The sequence below is a fragment of the Lactobacillus sp. PV037 genome, assembly GCF_014522345.1.
In the GTDB taxonomy this organism is placed as follows: domain Bacteria; phylum Bacillota; class Bacilli; order Lactobacillales; family Lactobacillaceae; genus Lactobacillus.
The window spans coordinates 16,518-39,510 of sequence record NZ_CP041987.1; the positions used below are offsets into that span (position 1 = coordinate 16,518).

At 33.6% G+C, this 22,993-nt stretch carries 23 protein-coding genes; 18 read left to right on the forward strand and 5 right to left on the reverse strand.

What is annotated here, in order from left to right; genetic code table 11:
- Positions 1-6: 6 nt before the first annotated feature.
- Positions 7-1,473 carry a sucrose-6-phosphate hydrolase gene (locus tag FP435_RS00625; RefSeq protein ID WP_265483832.1) on the reverse strand — a complete coding sequence of 489 codons (1,467 nt, stop codon included), beginning with the start codon at positions 1,471-1,473 and terminating at the stop codon, positions 7-9.
- Positions 1,474-1,698: 225 nt separating this feature from the next.
- On the opposite strand from FP435_RS00625, the gene FP435_RS00630 reads away from it, so the two are divergent.
- Positions 1,699-3,657: a sucrose-specific PTS transporter subunit IIBC gene (locus tag FP435_RS00630; RefSeq protein ID WP_265483833.1), complete on the forward strand. Its 1,959-nt coding sequence runs from the start codon at positions 1,699-1,701 to the stop codon at positions 3,655-3,657.
- Positions 3,658-3,845: 188 nt separating this feature from the next.
- Positions 3,846-4,331 (forward strand): hypothetical protein, encoded by a 486-nt coding sequence (locus FP435_RS00635; RefSeq protein ID WP_265483834.1) that lies wholly within the window; start codon positions 3,846-3,848, stop codon positions 4,329-4,331.
- A gap of 26 nt (positions 4,332-4,357) precedes the next feature.
- Here FP435_RS00635 and FP435_RS00640 read toward each other — a convergent pair whose 3' ends face one another.
- Complete coding sequence (locus tag FP435_RS00640) at positions 4,358-5,578, reverse strand: MFS transporter (protein WP_265483835.1); 1,221 nt, start codon at positions 5,576-5,578, stop codon at positions 4,358-4,360.
- A 142-nt stretch (positions 5,579-5,720) separates the two neighbouring features.
- On the opposite strand from FP435_RS00640, the gene FP435_RS00645 reads away from it, so the two are divergent.
- Genes FP435_RS00645 through FP435_RS00655 form a run of 3 tightly spaced genes read left to right on the forward strand, consistent with a single transcriptional unit; the run spans position 5,721 to position 9,188 of the window.
- Complete coding sequence (locus tag FP435_RS00645; protein WP_265483836.1) at positions 5,721-6,590, forward strand: cytochrome C5; 870 nt, start codon at positions 5,721-5,723, stop codon at positions 6,588-6,590.
- Positions 6,591-6,638: 48 nt separating this feature from the next.
- Entirely contained in the window at positions 6,639-7,430 is a 792-nt protein-coding gene (locus FP435_RS00650; RefSeq protein ID WP_265483837.1) for a DUF4931 domain-containing protein, read from the forward strand.
- 3 nt (positions 7,431-7,433) lie between these two features.
- Positions 7,434-9,188: a glycerophosphodiester phosphodiesterase gene (locus FP435_RS00655; RefSeq protein WP_265483838.1), complete on the forward strand. Its 1,755-nt coding sequence runs from the start codon at positions 7,434-7,436 to the stop codon at positions 9,186-9,188.
- Here FP435_RS00655 and FP435_RS00660 read toward each other — a convergent pair.
- The gene (locus tag FP435_RS00660) at positions 9,185-9,889 is read right to left on the reverse strand and encodes a hypothetical protein (RefSeq protein ID WP_265483839.1); all 705 of its coding nucleotides are present in this window, start codon (positions 9,887-9,889) and stop codon (positions 9,185-9,187) included. The genes FP435_RS00655 and FP435_RS00660 overlap by 4 nt on opposite strands.
- Before the next feature lie 144 nt (positions 9,890-10,033).
- Here FP435_RS00660 and FP435_RS00665 point away from each other — a divergent pair, with 144 nt between their 5' ends.
- The 5 genes from FP435_RS00665 (at position 10,034) to phnE (FP435_RS00685) (ending at position 14,553) form a co-directional block, all read left to right on the forward strand.
- Positions 10,034-10,852, forward strand: a complete 819-nt coding sequence (locus FP435_RS00665; protein ID WP_265483840.1) for a hypothetical protein — start codon at positions 10,034-10,036, stop codon at positions 10,850-10,852.
- Between the two features lie 378 nt (positions 10,853-11,230).
- Positions 11,231-12,160 (forward strand): phosphate/phosphite/phosphonate ABC transporter substrate-binding protein, encoded by a 930-nt coding sequence (locus FP435_RS00670; RefSeq protein WP_265483841.1) that lies wholly within the window; start codon positions 11,231-11,233, stop codon positions 12,158-12,160.
- 23 nt (positions 12,161-12,183) lie between these two features.
- Positions 12,184-12,957 carry a phosphonate ABC transporter ATP-binding protein gene (gene phnC / locus FP435_RS00675; protein WP_265483842.1) on the forward strand — a complete coding sequence of 258 codons (774 nt, stop codon included), beginning with the start codon at positions 12,184-12,186 and terminating at the stop codon, positions 12,955-12,957.
- Positions 12,950-13,741 carry a phosphonate ABC transporter, permease protein PhnE gene (gene phnE / locus FP435_RS00680; protein ID WP_265483843.1) on the forward strand — a complete coding sequence of 264 codons (792 nt, stop codon included), beginning with the start codon at positions 12,950-12,952 and terminating at the stop codon, positions 13,739-13,741. Before phnC ends, phnE (FP435_RS00680) begins: the two co-directional genes overlap by 8 nt.
- Entirely contained in the window at positions 13,741-14,553 is an 813-nt protein-coding gene (phnE, locus tag FP435_RS00685) for a phosphonate ABC transporter, permease protein PhnE (protein WP_265483844.1), read from the forward strand. The genes phnE (FP435_RS00680) and phnE (FP435_RS00685) overlap by 1 nt, the downstream gene beginning before the upstream one ends.
- Positions 14,554-14,597: 44 nt before the next feature.
- Here phnE (FP435_RS00685) and FP435_RS00690 read toward each other — a convergent pair whose 3' ends face one another.
- The gene (locus tag FP435_RS00690; protein ID WP_265483845.1) at positions 14,598-15,338 is read right to left on the reverse strand and encodes an alpha/beta hydrolase; all 741 of its coding nucleotides are present in this window, start codon (positions 15,336-15,338) and stop codon (positions 14,598-14,600) included.
- Positions 15,339-15,425: 87 nt separating this feature from the next.
- Here FP435_RS00690 and FP435_RS00695 point away from each other — a divergent pair, with 87 nt between their 5' ends.
- Genes FP435_RS00695 through FP435_RS00705 form a run of 3 tightly spaced genes read left to right on the forward strand, consistent with a single transcriptional unit; the run spans position 15,426 to position 17,816 of the window.
- Positions 15,426-16,022, forward strand: a complete 597-nt coding sequence (locus FP435_RS00695) for a histidine phosphatase family protein (RefSeq protein WP_265483846.1) — start codon at positions 15,426-15,428, stop codon at positions 16,020-16,022.
- Positions 16,023-16,054: 32 nt separating this feature from the next.
- The gene (locus tag FP435_RS00700) at positions 16,055-17,113 is read left to right on the forward strand and encodes an ABC transporter permease (protein ID WP_265483847.1); all 1,059 of its coding nucleotides are present in this window, start codon (positions 16,055-16,057) and stop codon (positions 17,111-17,113) included.
- A gap of 16 nt (positions 17,114-17,129) precedes the next feature.
- Positions 17,130-17,816 carry an ABC transporter ATP-binding protein gene (locus FP435_RS00705; RefSeq protein ID WP_265483848.1) on the forward strand — a complete coding sequence of 229 codons (687 nt, stop codon included), beginning with the start codon at positions 17,130-17,132 and terminating at the stop codon, positions 17,814-17,816.
- Between the two features lie 17 nt (positions 17,817-17,833).
- On the opposite strand, the gene FP435_RS00710 is transcribed toward FP435_RS00705, so the two are convergent.
- Positions 17,834-19,240 carry a C69 family dipeptidase gene (locus FP435_RS00710; RefSeq protein ID WP_265483849.1) on the reverse strand — a complete coding sequence of 469 codons (1,407 nt, stop codon included), beginning with the start codon at positions 19,238-19,240 and terminating at the stop codon, positions 17,834-17,836.
- Between the two features lie 239 nt (positions 19,241-19,479).
- Here FP435_RS00710 and FP435_RS00715 point away from each other — a divergent pair, with 239 nt between their 5' ends.
- The 5 genes from FP435_RS00715 (at position 19,480) to FP435_RS00735 (ending at position 22,972) form a co-directional block, all read left to right on the forward strand.
- Positions 19,480-20,058 (forward strand): TetR/AcrR family transcriptional regulator, encoded by a 579-nt coding sequence (locus tag FP435_RS00715; protein WP_265483850.1) that lies wholly within the window; start codon positions 19,480-19,482, stop codon positions 20,056-20,058.
- Between the two features lie 98 nt (positions 20,059-20,156).
- Positions 20,157-20,711, forward strand: a complete 555-nt coding sequence (locus FP435_RS00720; RefSeq protein ID WP_265483851.1) for an NAD(P)H-dependent oxidoreductase — start codon at positions 20,157-20,159, stop codon at positions 20,709-20,711.
- Positions 20,711-21,262, forward strand: a complete 552-nt coding sequence (locus tag FP435_RS00725) for an NADPH-dependent FMN reductase (protein ID WP_265483852.1) — start codon at positions 20,711-20,713, stop codon at positions 21,260-21,262. The genes FP435_RS00720 and FP435_RS00725 overlap by 1 nt, the downstream gene beginning before the upstream one ends.
- 8 nt (positions 21,263-21,270) lie before the next feature.
- Positions 21,271-22,062 (forward strand): tyrosine-protein phosphatase, encoded by a 792-nt coding sequence (locus tag FP435_RS00730; RefSeq protein ID WP_265483853.1) that lies wholly within the window; start codon positions 21,271-21,273, stop codon positions 22,060-22,062.
- The gene (locus FP435_RS00735; protein ID WP_265483854.1) at positions 22,055-22,972 is read left to right on the forward strand and encodes an FAD:protein FMN transferase; all 918 of its coding nucleotides are present in this window, start codon (positions 22,055-22,057) and stop codon (positions 22,970-22,972) included. Before FP435_RS00730 ends, FP435_RS00735 begins: the two co-directional genes overlap by 8 nt.
- Positions 22,973-22,993 lie beyond the last annotated feature (21 nt).

Here is a 22,993-nt window from a genome sequence, read left to right on the forward strand (position 1 = left end):
TTTCACCTAAAGAATTGAATGCATCTTCCAAAGGTAGCCTGTGTATTTGACAGCTTCAGAAAAGGCAATTTTTTGGTCCTTTTTATCAGCGAAAAAGCGCAAGGTTAAGACGTGACGGCCATCATTAACAAAAATTTCCGCTAAAGAACCATCAACAAAAATATCTAGGTCCAAGGCTTGATTATCTGGTAAGTGAATAGATCTTTCAGTACCATATTCAGGGTTAACAGCTTCTTTTAATTGACCACGGTCAACAGTTAAGCTAGCATTTTTTCTTGTATTAAAAGTAATTTTTAAGCCATGTTCTAATTTATCATCAGCATTTAAAAATAAAGTAGAGGCTTGATCTGCATCAATGTGTAACTTTAATTCATATTGGCGTCCACTTTTATCGGAAATAATTGGAGTATTAACTATTTCCTTTTCTTGATAGCGGAGTTCTTTGATTGAATCTACTGGATGTTGGTATAAATGATTATCTTTAATTTCAAGACGCCGAACTTGAGTATAGACATCTGCCCAGTTTTCTTTATCAGTTGGATAAGATAAATCAGGAAGTCCAACCCATCCAATAGCGTAAGCTTCTCCGTTAGGAGCATTAAAAGCTTGCGTTGCATAAACATCAAAACCATCATCAAAATTAAGTAATGAGTGTGTAGTAGAAAAACTACCTGTGTTTAAATCAACCTTGTCACCAATTAAATACATATTGGGGTAAATATTACTATAATTTGATATATTTTTTTCTAATCCTTGAGGACAAAAAATTAAGACAGGTTTCTTGTTTACCCAAATAATATTAGGGCATTCAATCATATACCCCATTTTTTGTTTGGAAAAATCAAGATAGCCAACTTCTTGCCAGTTTTCTAGATCTTTAGATTTGAAAATATCAATTTTACCTTCTTTGGTTAATTTATCTTGTGCCCCGATTAATACAAAGTAAGTTCCATCATGTTTAATTAGTTGAGGATCACGGAAGTGTTCACTAACATGATCAGGGGGCAGAAGGGCAGGTTTAGCAGGTTTAGTGATATTTTCATTTTCGTCCATTTCTGCAATGATTTGATAAGGGATCCGTGTCCAGTCAGGATCGCGATGATTACCTGTATACATTAGTAAAAGCTTACCATCATTTTCTAAAGCAGAGCCAGAATATGCACCTGCATTATCTAAATCGCTATCTGGAAAGATAGCTTGGCCTAAATAGTGCCAGTGCACTAAGTCATCTGAGGCGAATTGTGCCCAAGATTTTAAGCCATGAACTGGTCCAAATGGGTAAGATTGAGTAAATAAGTGATATTCACCGTTAAAATAAGAAAATCCATTTGGATCATTCATTAATCCTGAAAGAGGGTGCACATGATAGTGCATTTGATAAGGGGAAGTTGCTGCTTGTGTTTGCAACTTTAGTAAAGTTTCTGCATCCCATTTATTGTAGGGAGTATATCTTTTTTCTCGAGACCATTCCATAAATTATCACCTTAATCTTAAAATGTAAACGCATTCGTTTTGATATAAGCAAGTTTAAGGTAAATACTATCAGATGTCAAACGTTGAACTGATGAGTGAGCTTGTTAAAGAATAAGTAAGAAAAAATAAAATATTTTTTCTGTCAAACGCTTGACATATTTTTTGAAAGCGCTAATATAATAGATATAATATAAAACGCTTTCAAAAATGAGGAGGAACAACACTATGGATCACAAAAAAGTTGCTGAAGTTGTGATTAAAGCTGTTGGAAGAGACAATTTAGTCGCAGCTGCTCACTGTGCAACCCGTTTGCGATTAGTTTTAAAAGATGACAGTAAAGTTGATGTTAAAATGCTTGATGCAGATCCTGATATCAAAGGAACTTTTAAAACTAATGGTCAGTTCCAAGTTATTATTGGTCCTGGGGATGTAAATAACGTTTATGATGAATTAATTAAAATGACAGGGTTATCTCCATTATCTACAGATGATCTAAAGAAGGTAGCTGAAAAGAATCAAAAGTTTAATCCGATAATGTCATTTATTAAACTTTTATCTGATATTTTTGTACCAATCATTCCAGCACTAGTTGCAGCTGGTTTGTTAATGGCTTTAAATAACTTTTTAACTTCACCAGGATTATTTGGTCCGAAATCAGTTATCCAAATGGTGCCACAAATTGCTGGTGCTTCTGAAATGATTCAAATCATGTCTGCAGCTCCATTTATTTTTATGCCAGTTTTAGTAGGTATTTCCGCTGCTAAACGTTTTGGAGCAAATCAATATTTGGGTGCTGCTGTGGGTATGATGATGACATCTCCAAATTTAGTAGATGTTGGAACAAAAGGAGGACATTTTTGGAATTTATTTGGTCTCCATGTTTCCCAAACTAATTACTACTACCAAGTTATTCCAGTTTTAGTAGCAGTATGGGTTTTAGCAATTTTAGAAAAATTCTTCCACAAACATTTACCACAAGCGGTGGACTTTACCTTTACTCCACTTCTTTCTGTATTCATTACAGGATTCTTAACATTTATAATTATTGGACCTGTCTTTCGTGAAGTATCTAACTGGATAACTTATGGTCTGGTTTGGCTCTACAATACTTTAGGATTTGTAGGTATGGGAATTTTTGGTGCTTTGTACTCACCAATTGTGATGACTGGACTTCATCAAAGTTTCCCAGCATTTGAAACTCAATTGATTACTGCCTTTAGAAATGGTCAAGGTGCAGGTGACTTTATCTTTGTAGTTGCCTCAATGGCTAATATTGCTCAAGGTGCTGCAACATTTGCAGTTTGGTCATTAACTAAAAATGATAAGATGAAAAGTTTAGCATCATCATCAGGAATTTCAGCTTTACTTGGAATTACTGAACCAGCACTATTTGGTGTTAACTTAAAACTTAAATTCCCATTTTTCTGCGCTTTAGTGGGATCTGCAGTTGGGGCAGCTTTTGCAGGAATTATGAAAGTTATTTCAGTATCCTTAGGTTCTGCAGGTTTGCTTGGATTTTTATCAATTAATGCACATTCAATTCCAATGTACCTGGTAGCTGAACTAATCAGCTTTGTAGTAGCATTTGCTGTAACTTATGTATACGGACGTAGTCATATGGCTTTGGTAAATCCAAAACAAGAAGTTGTTTCTGCAGGCGAAGCTGTTGAACAACAACAAGAAGCAGAAAAGATTATCAAAGAAAACAAAGAACTACATGATGAAATTATAGCAGCTCCAGTTTCTGGTGAAGCAAAGAGTTTAACAGAAGTTAATGATCCAGTATTTTCAACTGAAGCTATGGGTAAAGGTGCTGCAATTGTTCCAAGTGAAGGTACAGTATATTCCCCAGTTTCTGGTGAAATTACAGTTGCTTATGAAACTAAACATGCTTATGGAATTAAGTCTGACGAAGGTGCAGAAGTTTTAATTCATATTGGTATTGATACAGTTAACTTGAAGGGTAAGAACTTTACCAGCAAGGTAAAACAAGGACAACATGTTGAAAAAGGTGATGTCTTAGGAACAGTGGATGTACAAGGTGTAATTGACGCTGGTTACGATCCAACTGTAATGGTAGTTATTACGAACACTCCAAGTTATGCAAATGTTCAAAAGATTGACGGTGAAAATAAGAATCATGGTGATGATTTAATCGCTGTTACAAAAAGAATAATTAACTAATTAAAAATATCTCACGGTTGGAACGACTGTGGGATATTTTTTAAGATAGCTTTTGAGAAGGAAGTAACTATTGATATTATTAAGTAAACATTTTATTTACTAAGCTAGTAAAAAATTGAAATGTGCAAGGAAGTAAGACAAAATAAATTAAAAATAGAAGGTAAGTTGTTATGTAGAGGAAAAAATGAATGAATGAATTAATTGAAGGGCTCACAGAGTATTGTGTCGATAGAAAAATTGATACTAAAGAATTTGTTGATTTTCTAAATCAAAGTCAAGAAGCTTTTGGTAAAGAATCCCAAGAGGAAATTAGCAAGTTATTGGATAAATTCAAAGATGAGCAAAGAAAATTCTTAATTTTGGCCTTTATTGCAGTCGTTGATGGGACAAAGTATGAAGGAAAAGACTTATCCGAAGACTTAATGATAAGGGTAAGAGGATTAAATCAGTATATTGATGATCACAAAGAACTATTTACTACTGGAAGAGTGAAGATCACGGGCCCTGAACGTGAACTAATAGTGGTAAAAAGAATTGGCGAAACTAAAGTATTAGATAGCTACTTTAATCCAACAAGAGGAGCAATTGGTTTGGAAAAACAAGTTGATATTGGACAAAATTATTTGGTTGGCCAACTTTTATCAAATGGATTTGTAATTAAGGTGAAAAAGTAAAGCAAAAGACTAGAGCAGTCAATGTTCTAGTCTTTTATAATGTTTTTTCTTCTATCAAATAAAACAATAATTAGGTTTACTAATAAGATAGCGCCAGTAGCTGCAAAAACCCATTGATAAGTAAAAATACCTGAAATTAATGAGCCAAGTAATGATCCTAGAACAGATCCAATTGCTTGAAAGGACTGGTTATAAGAAAAGATTCTACCAAAGGCTTCAGGTGGAACATTTAAAGTAAGAATAGTTTGAGCAGCGGGAAGCAAGGCAGCACTTGCAATCCCCAGTAAGAAACGCCAAAAAGCTAGGGACCAAGCGTTGGCAATCAAAGTCATGGGAATAAAAAGAATAGTAGCTACTAACAATCCCCACCGTAACACCTTTTTTGCTCCCACATTATCCATCAGGTGACCAATTTTTGAAGCAGCTAGCATTGTTCCGAGTCCTGGAGTAGCTGCAACAATTCCGGCGACTAGTGCAACGCTATGACTATGTGGCATCAAAGATTTTACATAGAGGGAAACGATTGGATCAATTGACATAGTGGAAGATTGAACAATCATAGTGGTAATGAACATAATGATAATTAAGCGTAGATCAGGTAGCTCTTGCATAATCCTCTTCATTGGCTTCATCTTTTTAGCTGGAATTGGAGTGAAGTCTTCTTTAGTTAAAAACAAAGTTCCTAAAAATACCATAAACATTAATCCTCCAGTAATAAAGAAAGGAATACGGTATCCAAAGGCACTAGAAAGAGCCCCTCCTAGTAATGGACCGACTAAATTACCAGCAGTTCCTGCAGTCATCATTTGACTCATTACCCAGCCACTACGTTGATGAGGTGTTTCACCAGCCATTAGGGCAGTTGCATTATTAATGTAGCCGGAAAATAGCCCTTGTAAAAAACGCATACAAATGATAAAAATAGCGCTTTGGGCTAATCCAGTAATAAAAATGGTCAAGCTCATTACCCCAGCTGCTCGCATACACATTAGCTTACGTCCTTTCCGGTCAGCTAAATTTCCCCAATAAGGTGAGATAATGGCTTGGGCAATAAAAGTCATTGCGAATGCTAAACCAGAATAAAGGTTAATTTGAAATTTACTATAATTGCCAAGTTGTTCCATAAAAAGTGAAATAAATGGCATAGTCATCGAATACCCTAGACCAGTAATAAAACACCCGGCCCATAAGGTAATAAAAGTTTTATGCCAGCCAGTTGGTAGTTTTACAGAATCTGTATTATTCAAAGAGTCACTTCCAATATTCATTAATAATATTCGGTGATTATTTTATCACAAAAAATTACACAAATTTTTAACTTTTGTAATAGTCTATTGGTATGGAGTTTGCTAAGATAAAGACGAAAGAAATCAGAAAGTGAGTAAGAACATGGCAAATTCAAAAACTCCGCATTCTAAAAAAATCCCTACCAGAGAAGAATATCGCAAGCAAGTAGAGCGTCAAGGTAAGTTAAATATTTGGGATATTTGCTTAGATCGATCTTATGTAACAGTTGCGTTCATTGTATTGGCGCTTTTATTTATAATGGCAAAGTGGTGGCTTGGTTTAGCCATTTTAGGAGTTTTATTTATTGTTGGTATTTTGATTATTGTACTCAGTAAACATCCGCAGAGGATTTTTAGTCTTGAATTTAAATTGGGTGGGTCAAGAACACTAAATTTACTAAAGGCACTTCAGTTGGGTGGCTCATTATTAATGTTTTTAGCCACATATATGCGCCAAGTAATAACTATTAATTTTCAAGTTATTGGCTCACAAGATTCTTTGAACTTAATTCAGGGAGCAGCAGCTCGAACAAATAATGCTTATGCTGCTCAGGGGGCAAACATTCTTTCAACATTAAATCAACTACTAGGTGGATCGCTTTGGGGAACTTACCGTTATGCAACAAATAGTGCTCAGTTTATGAATGATCCGGGTGGCCGCGCAATTATGATTTGGATGTTTGTATTGATGGTAGCACCAGCTATTTGTGTTTTAGCACAATTTTTTAGAGAACCATATTCGAGAAGAGCGTTATTGATTAGTTCAGCAATTTCAATGATTTGTTTTGCATTAACACCTTTTTTAATTTATCATTGGGCAAATGTTTTTGCAGCAAATAACCAACTTAACCAGGCGCAGGTTCATCAAGCTTTCAGCGTTGGATACATGGCCTACATTGCAATTGGATGCGGAATTTTAGTATTTGTGATTGCACTTTTTCGTAGTAAGACACAAGATAAATTTGCTAATTAAGTAATAAGTGGATAGGAAACTATCTACTTTTTGTTTGAAAGGAAAATTATGAAAAATAATCCTCTAATTTTTAAATTAAAAATTGCCAAAAATAAACCATCGACATTTAGAAAGGACAAGAACAACGTGTGTCCATTTTGTGACGTGGAGCACTTGACTGATATTTATAAGCAAAAAGAAGAAATGATTTGGCTCCACAATCGTTATCCTACTTTGACTGATACTTTACAAACTGTATTAATAGAATCAGATGATCATAATGGCGATATAACGACTTATGATAAAAATAAAAATAGAAAGTTAATTGCTTTTGCACGCGATTGTTATTGGGAAACAGAAAAGACTGAACGGTTTCAAAGTGTATTATGGTATAAAAATTATGGTCCTAAATCTAGTGGCTCCTTAATTCACCCCCATATGCAAATTGTCGGCTTAGAAAAAGAAGATGGATATAAATATATTCAGGCTAATAATTTTGAAGGCATTACAGTATTGAAAAAAGAAAATATTGAAGTGAATTTTTCTACGCACCCAATTCAAGGTTATCAAGAGATTAATGTAAATATTTTGGATAATGGGGAAACTGATCTGTGGGCTGATTGGATTCAAATCAGTGCGCAATATGTCCTAGAAAAAATGTATAACGGACGAACAGATTCTTATAATCTCTTTTTCTATCCACGCTTTGAAGGTGAAGGATTCTGCTGTAAAATAATTCCACGTTTCTATGCCTCACCTTATTTTGTAGGCTATAAACTTTCTCAATGTAATGATAATGAGAATTTAGAACAAGAAGTTAAAAAATTAAATGAATTTGCATTAGAAAAAATGGGTGAATAAAAATTGAAAGAAGTAAAATTATGGACTAGGAAATTTTTTCAAAATTTTTGGCAGTATATTGGTCTATTGTTGAGTGTGAGTCTATTTTTAGAGTTAATCCTAATTCCATTTTTTCGATTCTTAACAACATTTATTTTACAAGCGGGAAAAGTTCCCTTCATTTCTTATCAAAATATTGTTATCATGTTAACTACTCATCCCTTGGTGTGTTTATTATTGCTGGTAGAATTGGTAGCAATAATTATTGTAATTTATGGTGAATTTAGTTATTTGATGATAGGAATAGAGGAAATTAATAAACAGGGGTTTAGACTAAGGAAAACTATTTTTCGAACTAAAGGAGTACTTAAAAAAGTAAAAATAAGTTCTTTGGTTTATTTGATAATCTATTTTCTCTTAATTGTTCCATTTGCAGATCTTGTCTATCGGACGCCATTATTGGCAAAGATCCATTTACCACAATTTATTATGGATTATATGACAAGAAATGGGATACTTTTTATGCTCTTAGTAAGCAGCTATTTACTAATTTTATATTTGGGATTTCGCAGTATTTTTATTCTGCCGTTAATGATTAATAAGAATTTATCTGCAAAAGAGGCACGTAAAAAAAGCTGGGAATGGACTAGGAGAAAAAATGGGTTAAGAATAATTAAGCAATTATTTTTAATAGAAATATTTGCTGGTATTACTACGGCAATTGGCTATGGAGCAATCATTGCCTTTCAAACTGGAGTAGACTTATTGCCAAGAAATTTTTCCTTTGGATTTGCACAGGTTAATTTAGTATTAATTCAGATGATCGCCTTTGTGGGAATTAGCTATAGTTTTGTCGTGAGCAGTTTGATGTTGTTGAATAAAACAGATAACGAGAAAAAAGATAGTAGAAAAGTTAGTTTTCAGCGTAATAGGAAATACTTTTTAGGAGCCCTTTTACTAGTAGAAGCAGGATTAATTTTTTTGAACAATAGTTTTTATCTTAGAGAAATCAAGTTTGAGAAGCCATTGATTATTTCACATCGAGGGGTTAGTGATAAAAATGGCATCCAAAATACGATAACCGCTTTAAAGAAAACATCCTCGTTAAAACCTGATTATGTTGAAATTGATCTTCATGAAACTGCTGATAAAAAGTTTGTAGTACTGCATGATGAAAATTTAAAAAAATTAGCAGGTAAAAATTTATCTCCCCATGATTTAACTTTGCGTCAATTACAAAAGATAACAATTGCAGAAAAGGGTTATCAGGGGAAAATTGCTAGTTTTGATGAGTATATAAAAGAAGCGCAAAAATTGCATCAGAAACTTTTGCTTGAAATAAAAACAACCCCAAAGGATTCTTCAGGGATGTTAAAGCGATTTAATAAAAAATATGGAAAATTAATTTTGAGTAAAAATTATCAAGTTCAGTCGCTTGATTACCATGTAATTGAAGAGCTACATCAGCTTAATCCAAGATTATTTTTAATCTATATCCAGCCTTATAATTTTACTTACCCTCATAGTTTAGCTGATGGCTATGCCATGGAATACTCCACTTTGAATAATAGCTTTGTTTGGCAGGCGCATTTACAGAAGAAAGTTGTTTATGCTTGGACAGTAAATAATTCTAAGATTATGAAAAAGATGATGTACTACCATGTAAATGGAATAATTACAGATGACATTGAAAAAACTAGACAAACTATTAAAAAATTTAATCAAGCAAATAGCTATGCGGCGCAACTGACAAATTATGTTTTAGTATTTTCTAGTTAATATTTAGTAGGACCTAAGTCATCCTCAGGTCGGTGGGCTTCAAAACGAATGCCGTAGATGTTGAATTTTTTATCTTCATCGTTACGCTTCAGTTCAAGAGTTACTTGATCTTTATTTTGGTTAAAATCAATTTCAGTGCGACTATCAATCCACATAGCACGTTTTATTTCGGGCATTCCAACTAATGTAATAGTTTCTGGAAGAGGTTGATGAATAAAAATATAAATCTGGTAAGGTGCAATTGCATTTTTAAAAATATAAGCATGAGGATTACTAGTAATATTTTTTTCAGGTCGTGCTTCGTAAAAAGCATGTCCAAACGAATCAAGCCAGTTACGCAAGTGAAGTAAAAGGTCACTGTCTTCAGAAGTTAAATGTCCTTCTTTAGTTAAGTCCACTTCAAAATAAGCATTGCGTTTTTCAAAACGAGCAATAATAATTTTGGTGATATCATCAGCATCGTAAAGACGTAAAGCGGGACGTGATTGACAAAACTTAATGCTATATTTTTCACAGGCTTTTTGTAAACTAGTAATTTGTTCCTTAGTAGCGTTACGAACACTTACACCACGAAAACCATTATTCCGAGCTTTTTTGATCAAGGTATCGCTGTCGATCTTACCTTCCCAGTTAATATGGTATTGTAAAACGATCCCAATATTTAAATCTTCAGGGTTATCTGCATATAAATCTTCACTCATGATAATTATCAATTCTTTCTAAAGTTTCTTTACTTAATATGCTACCACAAAGTGAATGATAAAAGAAAAGAAGCTAGTTGAATAAAGGTAACATGTGTTATGATATTTAAGGTTAATGATTTAATATAATATTCGGAGAAAATGATGAAAAAAAATAATTTTGTTAAAATTTTGGCTGAAGTTTCGACTGCTCTTTTAATCGGGACTGGAATCAGTATGACACCTAACATTGTTAAAGCAGCTAATACGATAATTGGTACTTCAACAGATAAAACTGTTAACATTACTAAAGATGAAAAAGGCACAATCCATTTTGAACCTATTTTTTCTACTGTGAATGTGACAGTTAAAGAAAATAATCCAGTTATTTTAAAAGTTGATTCAGCAAATGCTGTTACACCAGAAAAAAGTGACTATAAAGCTGGTGAAACCATTAAGGTTCAATATTCTTATGAATTTACCAGTAAAGAAAACAACCAACATGTAAAGGGATACTTTATAGAAAGAAAAACAATTGCTGGAAAAGAATACGGGATTTTTATTTTGGCAGATGAAGTAAATGCATCTACTTCTATTCCAACAAGAGATGAGTATTCTGCCAACATTCAAACTAATTTAAATAATGCTCAAAAAGAGTATAAGGAAAAACTTCAAAAAGAAGAAGAAGCTAAACAAGCAGATTTGAAAAAGAGATTTCTTTACTATACTGCTAAAAAGAAAAGTAGCAAAAAATCTTCCTATTACTACACCCTATATAGAAAAACTAGAAGTACCAAGAAGTCTACTAAAGCAACTTATACTTTCAAGAAGAATAAATATAAGATTAAAGCAAAAAGTTTTAAATTAGAAACACCAGTAAAAAATGGTAAAAAGATTTACTACCATGTTAAAAACAAGTCTGCAAACTTTTGGGTAAGCGCAAGTGATGTCAAAGATTTAAAACCAGTGTTTAGAAAAAAATAATAACCTAAATTAAGATCATTGAATTTTATTATTCAGTGATCTTTTCATTTAGAATTGGTTGGTACCAATAAAAAAATCGGGTTAAATTTAGAAATATATATTTTCAAATTGTCAAATATTTAGTACTATATAATACAACAAAAGTGAAAGTAAATTTGTTAAGGAGGTATTAAACAATGCGTCAGCCAGCTAGATCACAACTTAAAAGATCTAACGTATGCGTTTTTGACGACTCATTCTCATCTGTGCCTTCTTTAAAAATTATACTTTTATATTTTGCTGTTCGCATAAAAGACTTATTAGAAACATTATCCGGTGTCTCTTTTAAGTCTTTTTTTCTATCATTTATTTAGTAATGCTAAGTTTCGGAGGATTTAAATGAGAGGGTTAAAGAAAATTATTGTAATGATTGGTTTAGTACTAATCACTACAGTAATGACTGCTTGTGGAAATCATAAAGAAAAGACTAAATCTTATACTCCCAAAGAGCTTCAAATTCAATTTGTCCCAAGTCAGGCAGCTGATAAATTGGAAGGAAGAGCTAAGCCTTTAGAAGGATTGCTATCTAAAGAATTGGGAATACCAGTTCATGTAACAATGTCGACAGACTATACCACTGTAGTCGAAGCAATGAAGTCTAAAAAAATTGATGCAGGATTTTTACCACCTAACGGTTATGTTCTAGCTCATGATAAACTTCATGCAGCAGACGTTTTATTACAAGCAGAGCGCTTTTCTGTAACGAAACCAGATGGAAATTGGACCAAGGCATTAACAAGATCTTATACTTCAGAAATTCTTGTTAAAAAGGGATCAAAAATTAAATCGTGGAAAGATTTAAAAGGAAAAAGCATCTCAGTTCAGAACCCAACATCATCTGCTGGATATGTCTTTCCCATTGCAGAGCTTTATAAAAAAGGATTAAACATTCCTAAAGATAGTAAATTAGTAACTGTTACTGGACAAGATGAAGCCGTCTTAAATGTTTTAAATGGGGATACTGATGCTGCATTTGTATTTGGGGATGCAAGAAATTCTGTACTTAAAGATCAACCAAATATTAAAAAAGAAGTTGTACCAATTTACTTTACAAGAGAAATACCTAATGACGTAATTGCAGTTAGACCAGATATGTCACAAAGTTTTCGTAAAAAATTGATGAAGGCAATGGTTAATATTTCAAAATCTAAGAAGGGTAAAGCATTAATCGAATCAATCTATAGTCATGAAGCTTATGTTCCTACAAAAGATGCCGATTTCAATGTAGTACGTGACTATAATAAAGTTATTTCAAATATGAAAAATTAATTATTAAGTTAAGGAGTAGATAAATGAAAAATCAACCAATGATTCAATTAAGAAATGTTAAAAAAGTCTATCCTAATGGTACAGTTGGCCTAAAGGACATTAATTTAACAATTAATAAGGGTGAATTTGTAGTAATAGTTGGTTTATCGGGAGCAGGGAAGTCGACACTATTACGCTCCATTAATCGTTTGCAAGATATTAGTGAAGGCGACATTGAAATTGATGGTAAATCTATTACTAAGGCAAGTGGAAAGCAGTTGCGCCTGATTAGACGTGATATTGGTATGATTTTTCAAAATTTTAATCTAGTAAAACGTTCCAGCGTTTTAAGAAATGTGTTAACTGGGAGAGTAGCATATTATCCAACGTGGAAGACTACTTTTAATTTATTTTCAAAGGAAGATAAATTAAGAGCCTATGAAGCATTACAAAGAGTAAATCTTGGAGAAAAAATTTATGTACGAGCAGATAAGCTATCTGGTGGACAGCAGCAACGTGTAGCAATTGCCAGAGTCTTGACACAAGATCCTAAAATTATCTTGGCTGATGAACCAACAGCCTCACTTGATCCACAAACTTCTCGCCATGTTATGCATGATTTAAAAATGCTAAATCAAGAGTATGGGATGACTGTGTTAGCCAATCTCCATAGTGTTGAATTGGCTAAAGAATTTGGGGATCGTGTAATTGGGGTACATGCAGGCGAGATTGTCTATGATGGAAAGATGAGTGAAACACCTGATTCAATTTTTGATCAAATATATCAAGGACAAAAGTTGGAGGAAGTAAATGAATAAGGAAAAGTTACCTAAACAAAAGTTAAAGACCTGGACGATTGTTTGGATTCTAGTGCTAATAGTTGGGTGTGTAGTGTCAATTGGAGATACAGGGGCACATATTAGTGAGTTATTTGATCCAAATAATTTTGATAATTTTTCAGAAATTTTGGTTCAAATGTTCCATCCTGATTGGTCTTATGCAACCTTAGCAATTCCTAAGTTAATTGAAACTTTGAAGATGGCAATCTTAGGAACATTTATTGGATCAGTAATTTCATTTATTTATGGTTTATTAATTGCAAGAAATATTGTTAAAAATAAAGCGGTAACTGGAATCTTGCGTTTAATTATGAATGTAATTCGCACAATCCCAGATTTGTTATTGGGTGCGATTTTTGTAGCAATTGTGGGGATTGGACCAATCGCTGGTATTATGGCACTGTCAGTGTTCACTTTTGGAATTGTAGTAAAACTATTTTATGAATCTGTTGAAACCATTGATCCTGGCCCAATTGAGGCCTTAACAGCTAGTGGAGCGAGTAAAATTCAAGTTATTCATTATGCGGTATTGCCACAAATTATGACTTATTTTATTTCAGATGTTCTCTACGCTTTTGAAATTAACGTTCGTGCATCAACAGTACTTGGTTATATTGGTGCAGGTGGTATCGGACTTTACTTACAGCAGACACTTCAAGTATTTGAGTATGAAAAGACTGGGTTAATCATTTTTGTGATTATTATTGTAGTGTTAATAATTGACTATATTTCAAGTAAATCTAGGGAGGCATTGATGAAATAATGGATAATGCAGTAAAAAAATTACCCCCACAAAATACTGGAAATAAAAAGAAGATAATTAATTGGTGCATTGGAATTATTGTAGCATTACTAGTTGTTTGGTCATGCACGGGGTTAGATTTTTCTGGCATCAAACCTACAGCTGGGCAAATTACAGGTGCAATTTTTGATGGAATTATTCATCCCGACTGGTCATATGTTTATAACGGTACGGGAGAAGACTTAATTTCACAACTATGGGATACATTATGTATTGCATTTTTAGGAACATTTATTTCAGCGTTTATTTCCCTTCCTCTTGCATTTTGGGCCGCAACTGGGAAACATAAGAAGTGGTATGTTTCTAGAACAGGAAAAACTATCTTAGCAATTATTAGAGCCTTCCCTGAAATTGTTTTAGCATTGATGTTTATTAAAGCAGTTGGCCCTGGAGCCCCAGCGGGTGTATTTGCACTTGGATTCCACTCAATTGGAATGTTAGCTAAACTGTATTCAGAGTCAATTGAAAGCTTAGAAAAGGATGTCAATGAGGCGATAGTGGCAGCAGGTGGATCACGTTTTAATATCACAATGTTTGCTACGATGCCTAATTTAATGCCAGCGTTAATTTCGACTACGCTTTATCGTTTTGATGTTTCGGTACGTTCAGCTTCAATTCTAGGTTTAGTTGGTGCAGGTGGTATTGGATATCCATTAATCATCGCTATTCAATATCGCGAATGGAACAGAGTAGGGATCATTTTATTAGGAATTATTGTAATGGTAATTCTAATCGATTGGATTTCTGGAAAGATTCGAAAAAAGTTAGTGTAATAAAAAATGTACCTTCCCTTGCATCGGGAGGTACATTTTCATTTTTAGTGAAGAAAATTAGTTGTATAATCAACAGCAATCTTTTGATAAGGAGGAGTGAAGCGGTGATCTGCTCCCTCTACTAGGTGTAAGACGCTATTTTTATAAACTTCATGATATTTTTTGGAAGCGTTAGGACTCACTACTTGATCGTTAGTACCATGAATTAGACAAACAGGCCCTTGATAGCGCTTGGCAACATCATAAATTGGTAAAATTTGCGCAGTTCTTAGATAAAAACCTCCCACAGTAAAGTTACCAATTTGAATTGCTTCCGGAATATCATTTGGATTATAGGGAATTCCTTGTAAATCTCCCTTAAGTGCGTCTGAACGTAGGGTGGCAGCAGGAGCAAGTAAGACAACTTTTTTAATTAACTCTGCATTAGGATAGAGCCCTGCAAGCATTGAAGCAACTACACCACCTTGTGAGTGGCCTACTAAGTAAATATTTTTAACGTGATGATCTGCTAAGGCAAATTGGAAAATTGCATTGGCATCTGCAATTTCTCCTGGTACAGTCATATTTTCAAATTTACCTTCTGAATCGCCACAACCATCAAAATCAAAACGCATTGTTGCTAGTCCTGCTTGGTTCAGACTATCGCTTACTGCTTTAATAATTGGTGAGTTACGATTTGCTTTAAAGCCGTGAAAAAGAATGGCTAGATCATAAGTTTCTTGATTAGGCTTAATATAGTCTCCCACTAGTGTTAAGCCATCTCTTTGAACTGTTACTTGAGTCATAAAATTAACCTCCATTTCTAAGAGTATTGTATACTTTTTATAAGAGAAATTGAAAAGTAGTGACTTATTAATGGGGAAAGTATAATAATGGAAGTAGTAATTTTAAGACATGGTGAAACAGAATTAAATGCACAAGGAAAGGTTCAAGGTGCTAGGGTAGATCCAAGTTTGAGTAAAAGAGGGCGAGAAGATGCCGAAAATGCAGCAAAAAACTTTGATGCCAGTCTATTTGATGCTATTTATGTGAGTCCTTTACAAAGAGCTCAAGAAACGGCTAAAATTTTTGTAGGTGAACGTTCTTATCAGGTTGATGACCGAATTAAAGAATTTGATTTTGGGTCATGGGATGAGCAACCAGTCTCCTACTTAAAAGATAAATATCCTGACGCTTTTGATAAAAATGGCTTTACCAATACTAATATGTATAAGTATGCAAAAGATATTGAGAGCAAAGAGCATTTTGAAAAACGGCTCGTAAGTTTTATGAATGAACTAGTCCAAAAGCATCGAAGTGGTAAAATACTAATAGTTTGTCATGGAGTAGTTAGTCGCATGATTTGTGCCCATTATATTAGTAAGGGAGATATGACATCTTTTGCTCAAATGGGAAATTGTTGTGCCTGTAAGCTTTATTTGGATGAGCAAAAGCAGAGTTTAGTTTTCTATAATAAATATTATGCCTAGAAAGAATAGAAGTAGAGTTTTGAGGTGGATTGATGTTTTTAGCGTTAAAAGAAATTAAATATGAAAAATTACGGTACGGATTAATAACCTTTATGATCTTTTTAATTGCTTTTTTAATTTTTATGTTAGCTTCGCTCTCCACAGGCTTGGCCTCTGAAAATACACAAGCAATTAATAGTTGGGATACGAATTCAGTGGTACTGAATAAAAATTCAAATATTAATCTTGCCCAATCGGTGATTACCAAACAGGATATGAAAGATACCACGTTAAATAACCAAAAGCAAGCATACGTGGGTCAAACACCAGTTGTTGTAAAACATTCAGGAGATGGTACAGTTTCAGCACAATTTATTGGTTTAGATTATAAACAATATATTTATAAAAACTTAGATATTGTAGAAGGAACAAAACCAACAAAAAATAATGAAGTTTTAGCTGATACTGCTTTAAAAGAAAAGGGATATCGCTTAAATAATGAAGTAACTTTTAATAGCAGCAAGAAAAAATATAAAATCGTCGGTTTTGTAAAAAATGCCAAGATTAATATTGCACCAATTATCTACGGCAAGTTATCTGTTTGGAAGGCAATTCGGCCAATGATGCCTAATGCCGTTGCCTCAGGGATTATCTCAAAAAATAGCTTTAAGCTAGATTCTACAAATACAAAAACCTATGACCGCAATACTTTTGTTAAAAAGCTTCCAGGTTATATGGCACAAAATTTAACTTTTGAAATGATGATTGGCTTTTTATATGTAATATCTTTAATTGTAATTGCAGTCTTTTTATATATCTTAACTATTCAAAAACTTCCAAATTATGCGGTTTTACGTGCTCAAGGAATTCCAATGAAAACATTAATAGGAGCTACCTTAGGGCAATCATTAATTTTAGTAATTTTAGGAACAGTTATTGCCTGGGTAGTAATGTTAATTATGACAAAAGTATTACCAGCAGCGGTACCGCTTGATTTTGCACCATGGATCATGATTAGTGGCTTTGCAGGGATGATTGCTACAGGAATTATTGGTGGTTTAATCCCAATTCGCTCAATTATGAAAGTAGATCCAGCGAAAGCAATTGGCTAAAGAAAGAAGGATAAAGATGCCAGTAATTACTTTAAAAGATGTTAATAAAATTTATGGGAAAGGTGACGCACAAGTTCAAGCTTTAAAAAATATTAATTTTGAAGCAAATAAGGGTGAAGTTGTTTTAATTATTGGACCTTCTGGAGCAGGGAAAAGTACTTTTTTAACAATTGCAGGAGCTTTGCAGCGACCAACCAGTGGACAAGTGTTAATTAATGGTAAAGATGTTAGTCATTTAAAAAACAAGCAGGCAGAAAAATTACGGCTAAATGATATTGGATTTGTTTTACAAGCCTACAACTTGGTTCCATATTTAACAGTGAACGAACAATTTAAATTGGTAGAGAAAGTTAAGAAAAATAACTTAACTCAAGAAAAGTTAGATCAGCTTTTAAAAAAATTGGGAATTACTAATTTATTGAAAAAGTATCCGAAAGAATTATCTGGTGGTCAAAAACAGCGGGTAGCCATTACTCGGGCATTATTTGCTAATCCACAAATTTTATTGGCTGATGAGCCAACAGCTTCCTTAGATAGTGAACGTGTAGAGGAAGTGGGACAAATGTTCCAGGATTTAGCGCGCCAGCAGCACAAAGCTATTTTACTTGTTACGCATGATTTACGGTTAGAAAAGTATGCTGATAAGGTGTATGAAATGATTGATGGAAGAATGTCAGATATAACAAAAAAACGCAGCTCTTAAGCTACGTTTTTAATTTTTTATAAATTAGGATCAATTTTAAATTTTAAAGGAGAATCTTCAGTTTGTAAGGTAATTAGTTGTGCGATTAATTGTTGATAATTTTTTATTGCACAGTTTGCTAGTTTCTGATTAGCGGTGTTAATAAGCTTTAATTTTTCTTCTTGTTGAGATAATTTGTGTAATTTTTTGTCAGTATCATAACGTAATTTGACAAGTTGCTCATTGGTTTGTTTTTGAGTATTGGTAAGTAAACTACCATACTTACTCCAATTTCGATCTACTAATACACTTGCCTCTTTAAAGACCCAATAAGCAGAGTTGGTGGTAAATTCTTTCTTACCGTACTTAAACATGGTAGGAACTTTTGTCCCTTGTGGGTAAAATGGAATATATACACTTTGAGAAGGAATTCCCATTGCTAACCAGTGGTACATATCATCATTTCGAAGTTGCAATAGATGAGATTCTTGCGTTGTAGCGATACTAATAGGACGGAAACGAGCAGGATTTTTAGCTTTACTTAAATCATATTGACTACCGTTATAATGATCGCTTAACACGCGTTGCGCATCCTGAATGGCAATTGGATGGTCTGGTTTTTGAATAAAAGGAAGATTGAAAGTAGTAGGGCTTTGTTCATGGGAAGGGGTAAGAAGTTTTTGCCCACTCCAAACGCGAGGGGTATTGTAAGTTAAATCACTATCGTCGTGGGTACCAAAAATTAGCCGAAAATTAAAAGGTTGGTTTTGAGGCCAAAGATTATTTTGTTTTACAAATTCTTGTAAGCCAGGTGAAGTAATAAAGTTAGCTGGATCACTGAAATTAACCTTTTCAATTGCAAGTTGGTTGGCCACAACAGCATAGGAGTCATCAGGAATACGTTGGGCTACATAGTGATGGCCTGAACCAATTTCCATGTACCAAGCTTCATTTTTGTCAGCAAATAAAATTCCATCTGCTTCAGCTGCTCCATGTTCTTGCACGATTTTCCCCAGTCTTTCTACACCTTCACGAGCAGTTTTGATATAAGGTAGAACTACTGTTACCATTGCTTCTTCTAAAATCCCACTTTTTTCATTAAATGGATCAGCAGCTTGTACTCGGTCATTAGCATAGGCACTTTCAGTAGCACTCATTGCTACGTGGAATTCGTTGATTCCGTCTTCTTCAAAAATACCATATTTATCTGTCCACTCCGGGGTAGAAGAATAAGCATATTTTTCTTGGGGTAAAGTTAACTCAAATTTATTGTCTTTTGACTTGAAAAAATTATCTTCAATTCTTTCATGTTGGTTAAAAGCTAAATGTTTAGGCCAAGCAGTTTTTGCATCTTCATTGCGCCCGATAATTACACTTCCGTCAGTTGTAGCATTTTTTCCAATTAAAATAGAAGTACATGAAGAACGTCCAATTTGATGTGTCATATAAAATTCCTCTCCTACAAATACATTAGGTCGTTAATAGTGTATTAATTATAACAGTTTTAGATTTAGAAATTTAAAAAAATGAATAATACAGATTTTTTTGAAGAAAAAGTTAAGTAGTTGGAAGAATTTTTTCTAAGAGGTTGGACATTTTTGTTATTTAATATATAATGTAAAGTAACTAACGTTATATAACATCGATAACTACTTAATGTATAGAGTGAATAGGGGATGAAAAAGTGGCTAGACGAAAAGAAATAGATAAAAAGAAAATTTTGGATGCCGCTTACAAGCTTGCTGTTCGAGAGGGTGTAGAAAGCTTAACGGCGCGTAATATTGCTAAAGCAGCACATTGTTCTACTCAACCAATATATTTAGAATTCTCGAATATGTCAGACTTGCAAGAGCAAGTATTAGCAAAAATTTCTGATGAATTAAAGAACAGAACTCTTCAACAACACTTTACAGGAGAACCATTAATTGATTTAGATCTTTCTTATATTTATTTTGTAAAGGATCATGTTGGTTTATTTAAAGCAATGTTTGTAAATAATACTTTTGGTACTGATAGAATTTCACAAACATTAATGGAATTAGGAAAAGAAAAATTTAAGGAACAATTTGGGAAAACGGACTTTTCTGACGAAAGAATTCATAATATCCTAATCTCTAATTGGGTATCTGCAACTGGATTAGCTACTTTGCAATTAAATCAAATGTCTAATTTTTCAGAAGATCAAATTGTTATTGTTTTAAAATCTCAATTAGAGGATTCAATGAAGAATGACCGTTTCCACTTAGATAAAGTTGGAAAATAATGTAAAAAGATACTAGGGCCACTAGTATCTTTTTTGGTTCTAGAAAAAATAAATCGTATAATAGTAAAGAATAATTTAGTAGAAATGGAGAAAGTTAAATGAAAGTTCTTGCAATTGCAGGGAGTAATGAAATTAACTCTGATCAAACTCAACTTTTAGAATATATTAAGAAAAATTTTAATGATAAATACGATGTTAAAATTATGGAAGCTGCAGCAATGCCCATGTTTAAAGAGGGCGTAAATGAACCTGAAGATTTAAAAAAGATGGGACAGGCGATTAATGAAGCAGATGCGGTAATTATTTCAACTGCTGAAAGTCAAAATTCAGTGCCGTCTTCATTAAAAAGTGTAGTGGAGTGGTTATCTTCAGCAGAACATCCATTTAAAGAAAAGCCTCTATTAGTTATTGGAGGAGCCAAAGAACCTCAAGGATCAGCACGCGCTCAAGTGCGGTTAAAAAATGTTTTAGCTTCACCAGGAATTGGTGCAATTGTTTTTAACAATGATGAGTTTATGATGGGAGCATCACACCAACAATTTGATAAAGATGGTAATTTGCCAGAAGGAACTGCTAAATTCTTGAAATATTTCTTGGAAGAATTTGATGAATTTTATAATACAGTTAGTTCTAGAAAAGAGGAGAGAAAATAATGAGATTAGTAGCTATTGTTGGAACAAATGCAGATTTTTCTTTTAATCGTTTAATCGAAAAGTTTATGGCTAACCATTATAAAGATGAGGCAGAAATCGAAATTCTAGAAATTAATGATCTTCCTCGTTTTAAGAATGGAGCTAGTGAAAATGATGCTGTTTTAAATTTTAGAAAAAAAGTTAGTCAAGCAGATGGCGTAATAATTTCCACCCCTGAATATGATCATGGAATTACTGCTCCACTTAAAAATGCTATGGAATGGCTTGGTAAAAGTAATTTTGATAAAAGCGCTCTTTATATGAAACCTGTTATGGTCTTAGGAGGTTCTTATGGGATTCAAGGTGCTAGTCGTGCCCAGGAGGATATGCGTGAAATCTTACTTTCTCCCGATTTAACAGCCAATGTTTTACCAGGTAATGAAGTTTTAATTGGACATGTTGCTGATAAGTTTGATAAAGAAACTGGTAAGTTAGTGGATCAAGATACAATTAAAGAAATTGATCAAGCATTTTCTAACTTTGTTAAGTTTGTGGATCAAAGTAAAAAATAGGCAAAGAAATGATAGATCCGCTTATTTTACCACTAAAGAAAGTTCCTAATGCGAGAGATTTAGGAAATTATTCTACCCAATCTGGACAAAGAATTAAAAAGCAACGTTTAATTAGAACAGGTAAATTATACAAACTGCCCCAAAGTGATGTAGCTTTTCTAGAGAAATATGGAGTAAATCAAATCATTGACTTACGGTCTTTAAGAGAAGTTAAAGCTGAACCTGATAGTAAAATTTTAGCTGCAAAACATTTGGTGATCCCTATTCATGCCCGTGGGGATGCAGATGTTGAAGAACGGTTAGCACAGTTGCGCTCTAAATATGCTGAAGATCAATATGCAGGCTTTAAAAAGATGTGTTTGCAATATCGGAGTTCTGTGCTAGATAAAGGTGCTCAGGCAGCTTTTCATAAAGTTTTAGTAGCCTTAGCAGAAAATAAATCAGGAGCAACTATTTTTCATTGTTCTGAAGGCAAGGATCGAACAGGACTGGTAACATTTTATCTTCTATTTATTTTGGGAGTAGACTTAGAAATAATTCGACAAGACTATTTGTTTTCAAATTTAATGTTAGATGATTACCGGGCTCAAATGACTAAAAGGGTAATTGCAAATGGTGGTAATTTCCAATTACAAGCAGCTATTCGATCTTTGGGTAGTGTTGCCAATGAATATTTGGATACAGGGATTTTTTTGATGAAAGAAAGATGGGGAAGCATCCAAAATTATATTCGGACTGCACTCCAAATTACTCCTGATATTGAAGAAAGTTTAAGAAATAATTACTTAGCTGATGACTAATTTAGATGTACTAACAACAACGCACTATGCCTTAGGAACAAAGATCACCTTAAAAGTCTGGGGAAGCAGATATGAGTCAATCTTAGCTGAGACTGTCAAGTTAATTGATCATTATGAAGATCTGTTTACAGTAAATAGATCTTATTCAGAAATAATAGCAGTTAATCAAGCAGCTGGTAAAAACCAAGTTACTATCTCTCACCCAAGTTTTGTATTAGCAAAAATAGCTATTTTAGAGAGTCAAAAAAATTATGGATTCAATGCTCTAATGGGTCCTGTCGTTAATAGTTGGCGCATTGGCTTTGAGGATGCCCATGTACCCAGTAAGGAAACTATTAGAGAAAAGTTAGCATTAACTAATCCAAAAAATATTGAAATTAATCAGGAAACAGAAAGTATTTTTTTGCGAGCTTCTGGGATGGAACTAGATTTAGGTGGAATTGCTAAAGGCTATATTGCTGATAGGATCTGTGATTTGTGGCATGCTTACGATGTCAGAGCAGGTATTATTAATTTAGGGGGTAATATTTTGTTTGTAAATAAGTCCCCTAAAAGAAAAGATGGACGCTGGCTAGTAGGAGTCCAAGATCCGCAAAAAGAGCGAGGGAAAAATATTACGTTAGCTACTGTTAATGAATGTTCAGTAGTAACAAGTGGCGTAAATGAACGTTTTTTACAAGTGGGCGAGAAAGTTTACCATCATTTACTTGACCCAGCTACAGGCTATCCTTTAGAAACTAACCTTTTTTCTGTAACTACTTTTACTAAAGATTCAATACAAGCTGAGTTAGAATGTAAACGATTGTTTTTTTGCCCGGATTTGATAGATCATTGGCAAAATAGTGAAAAAGGTCGCTATGGAGCAATTATAATTTATAAAGATCGCACTATAAAAAGAGTGGGAGTATAAAAAAGGTGTCTAGCATTAAAC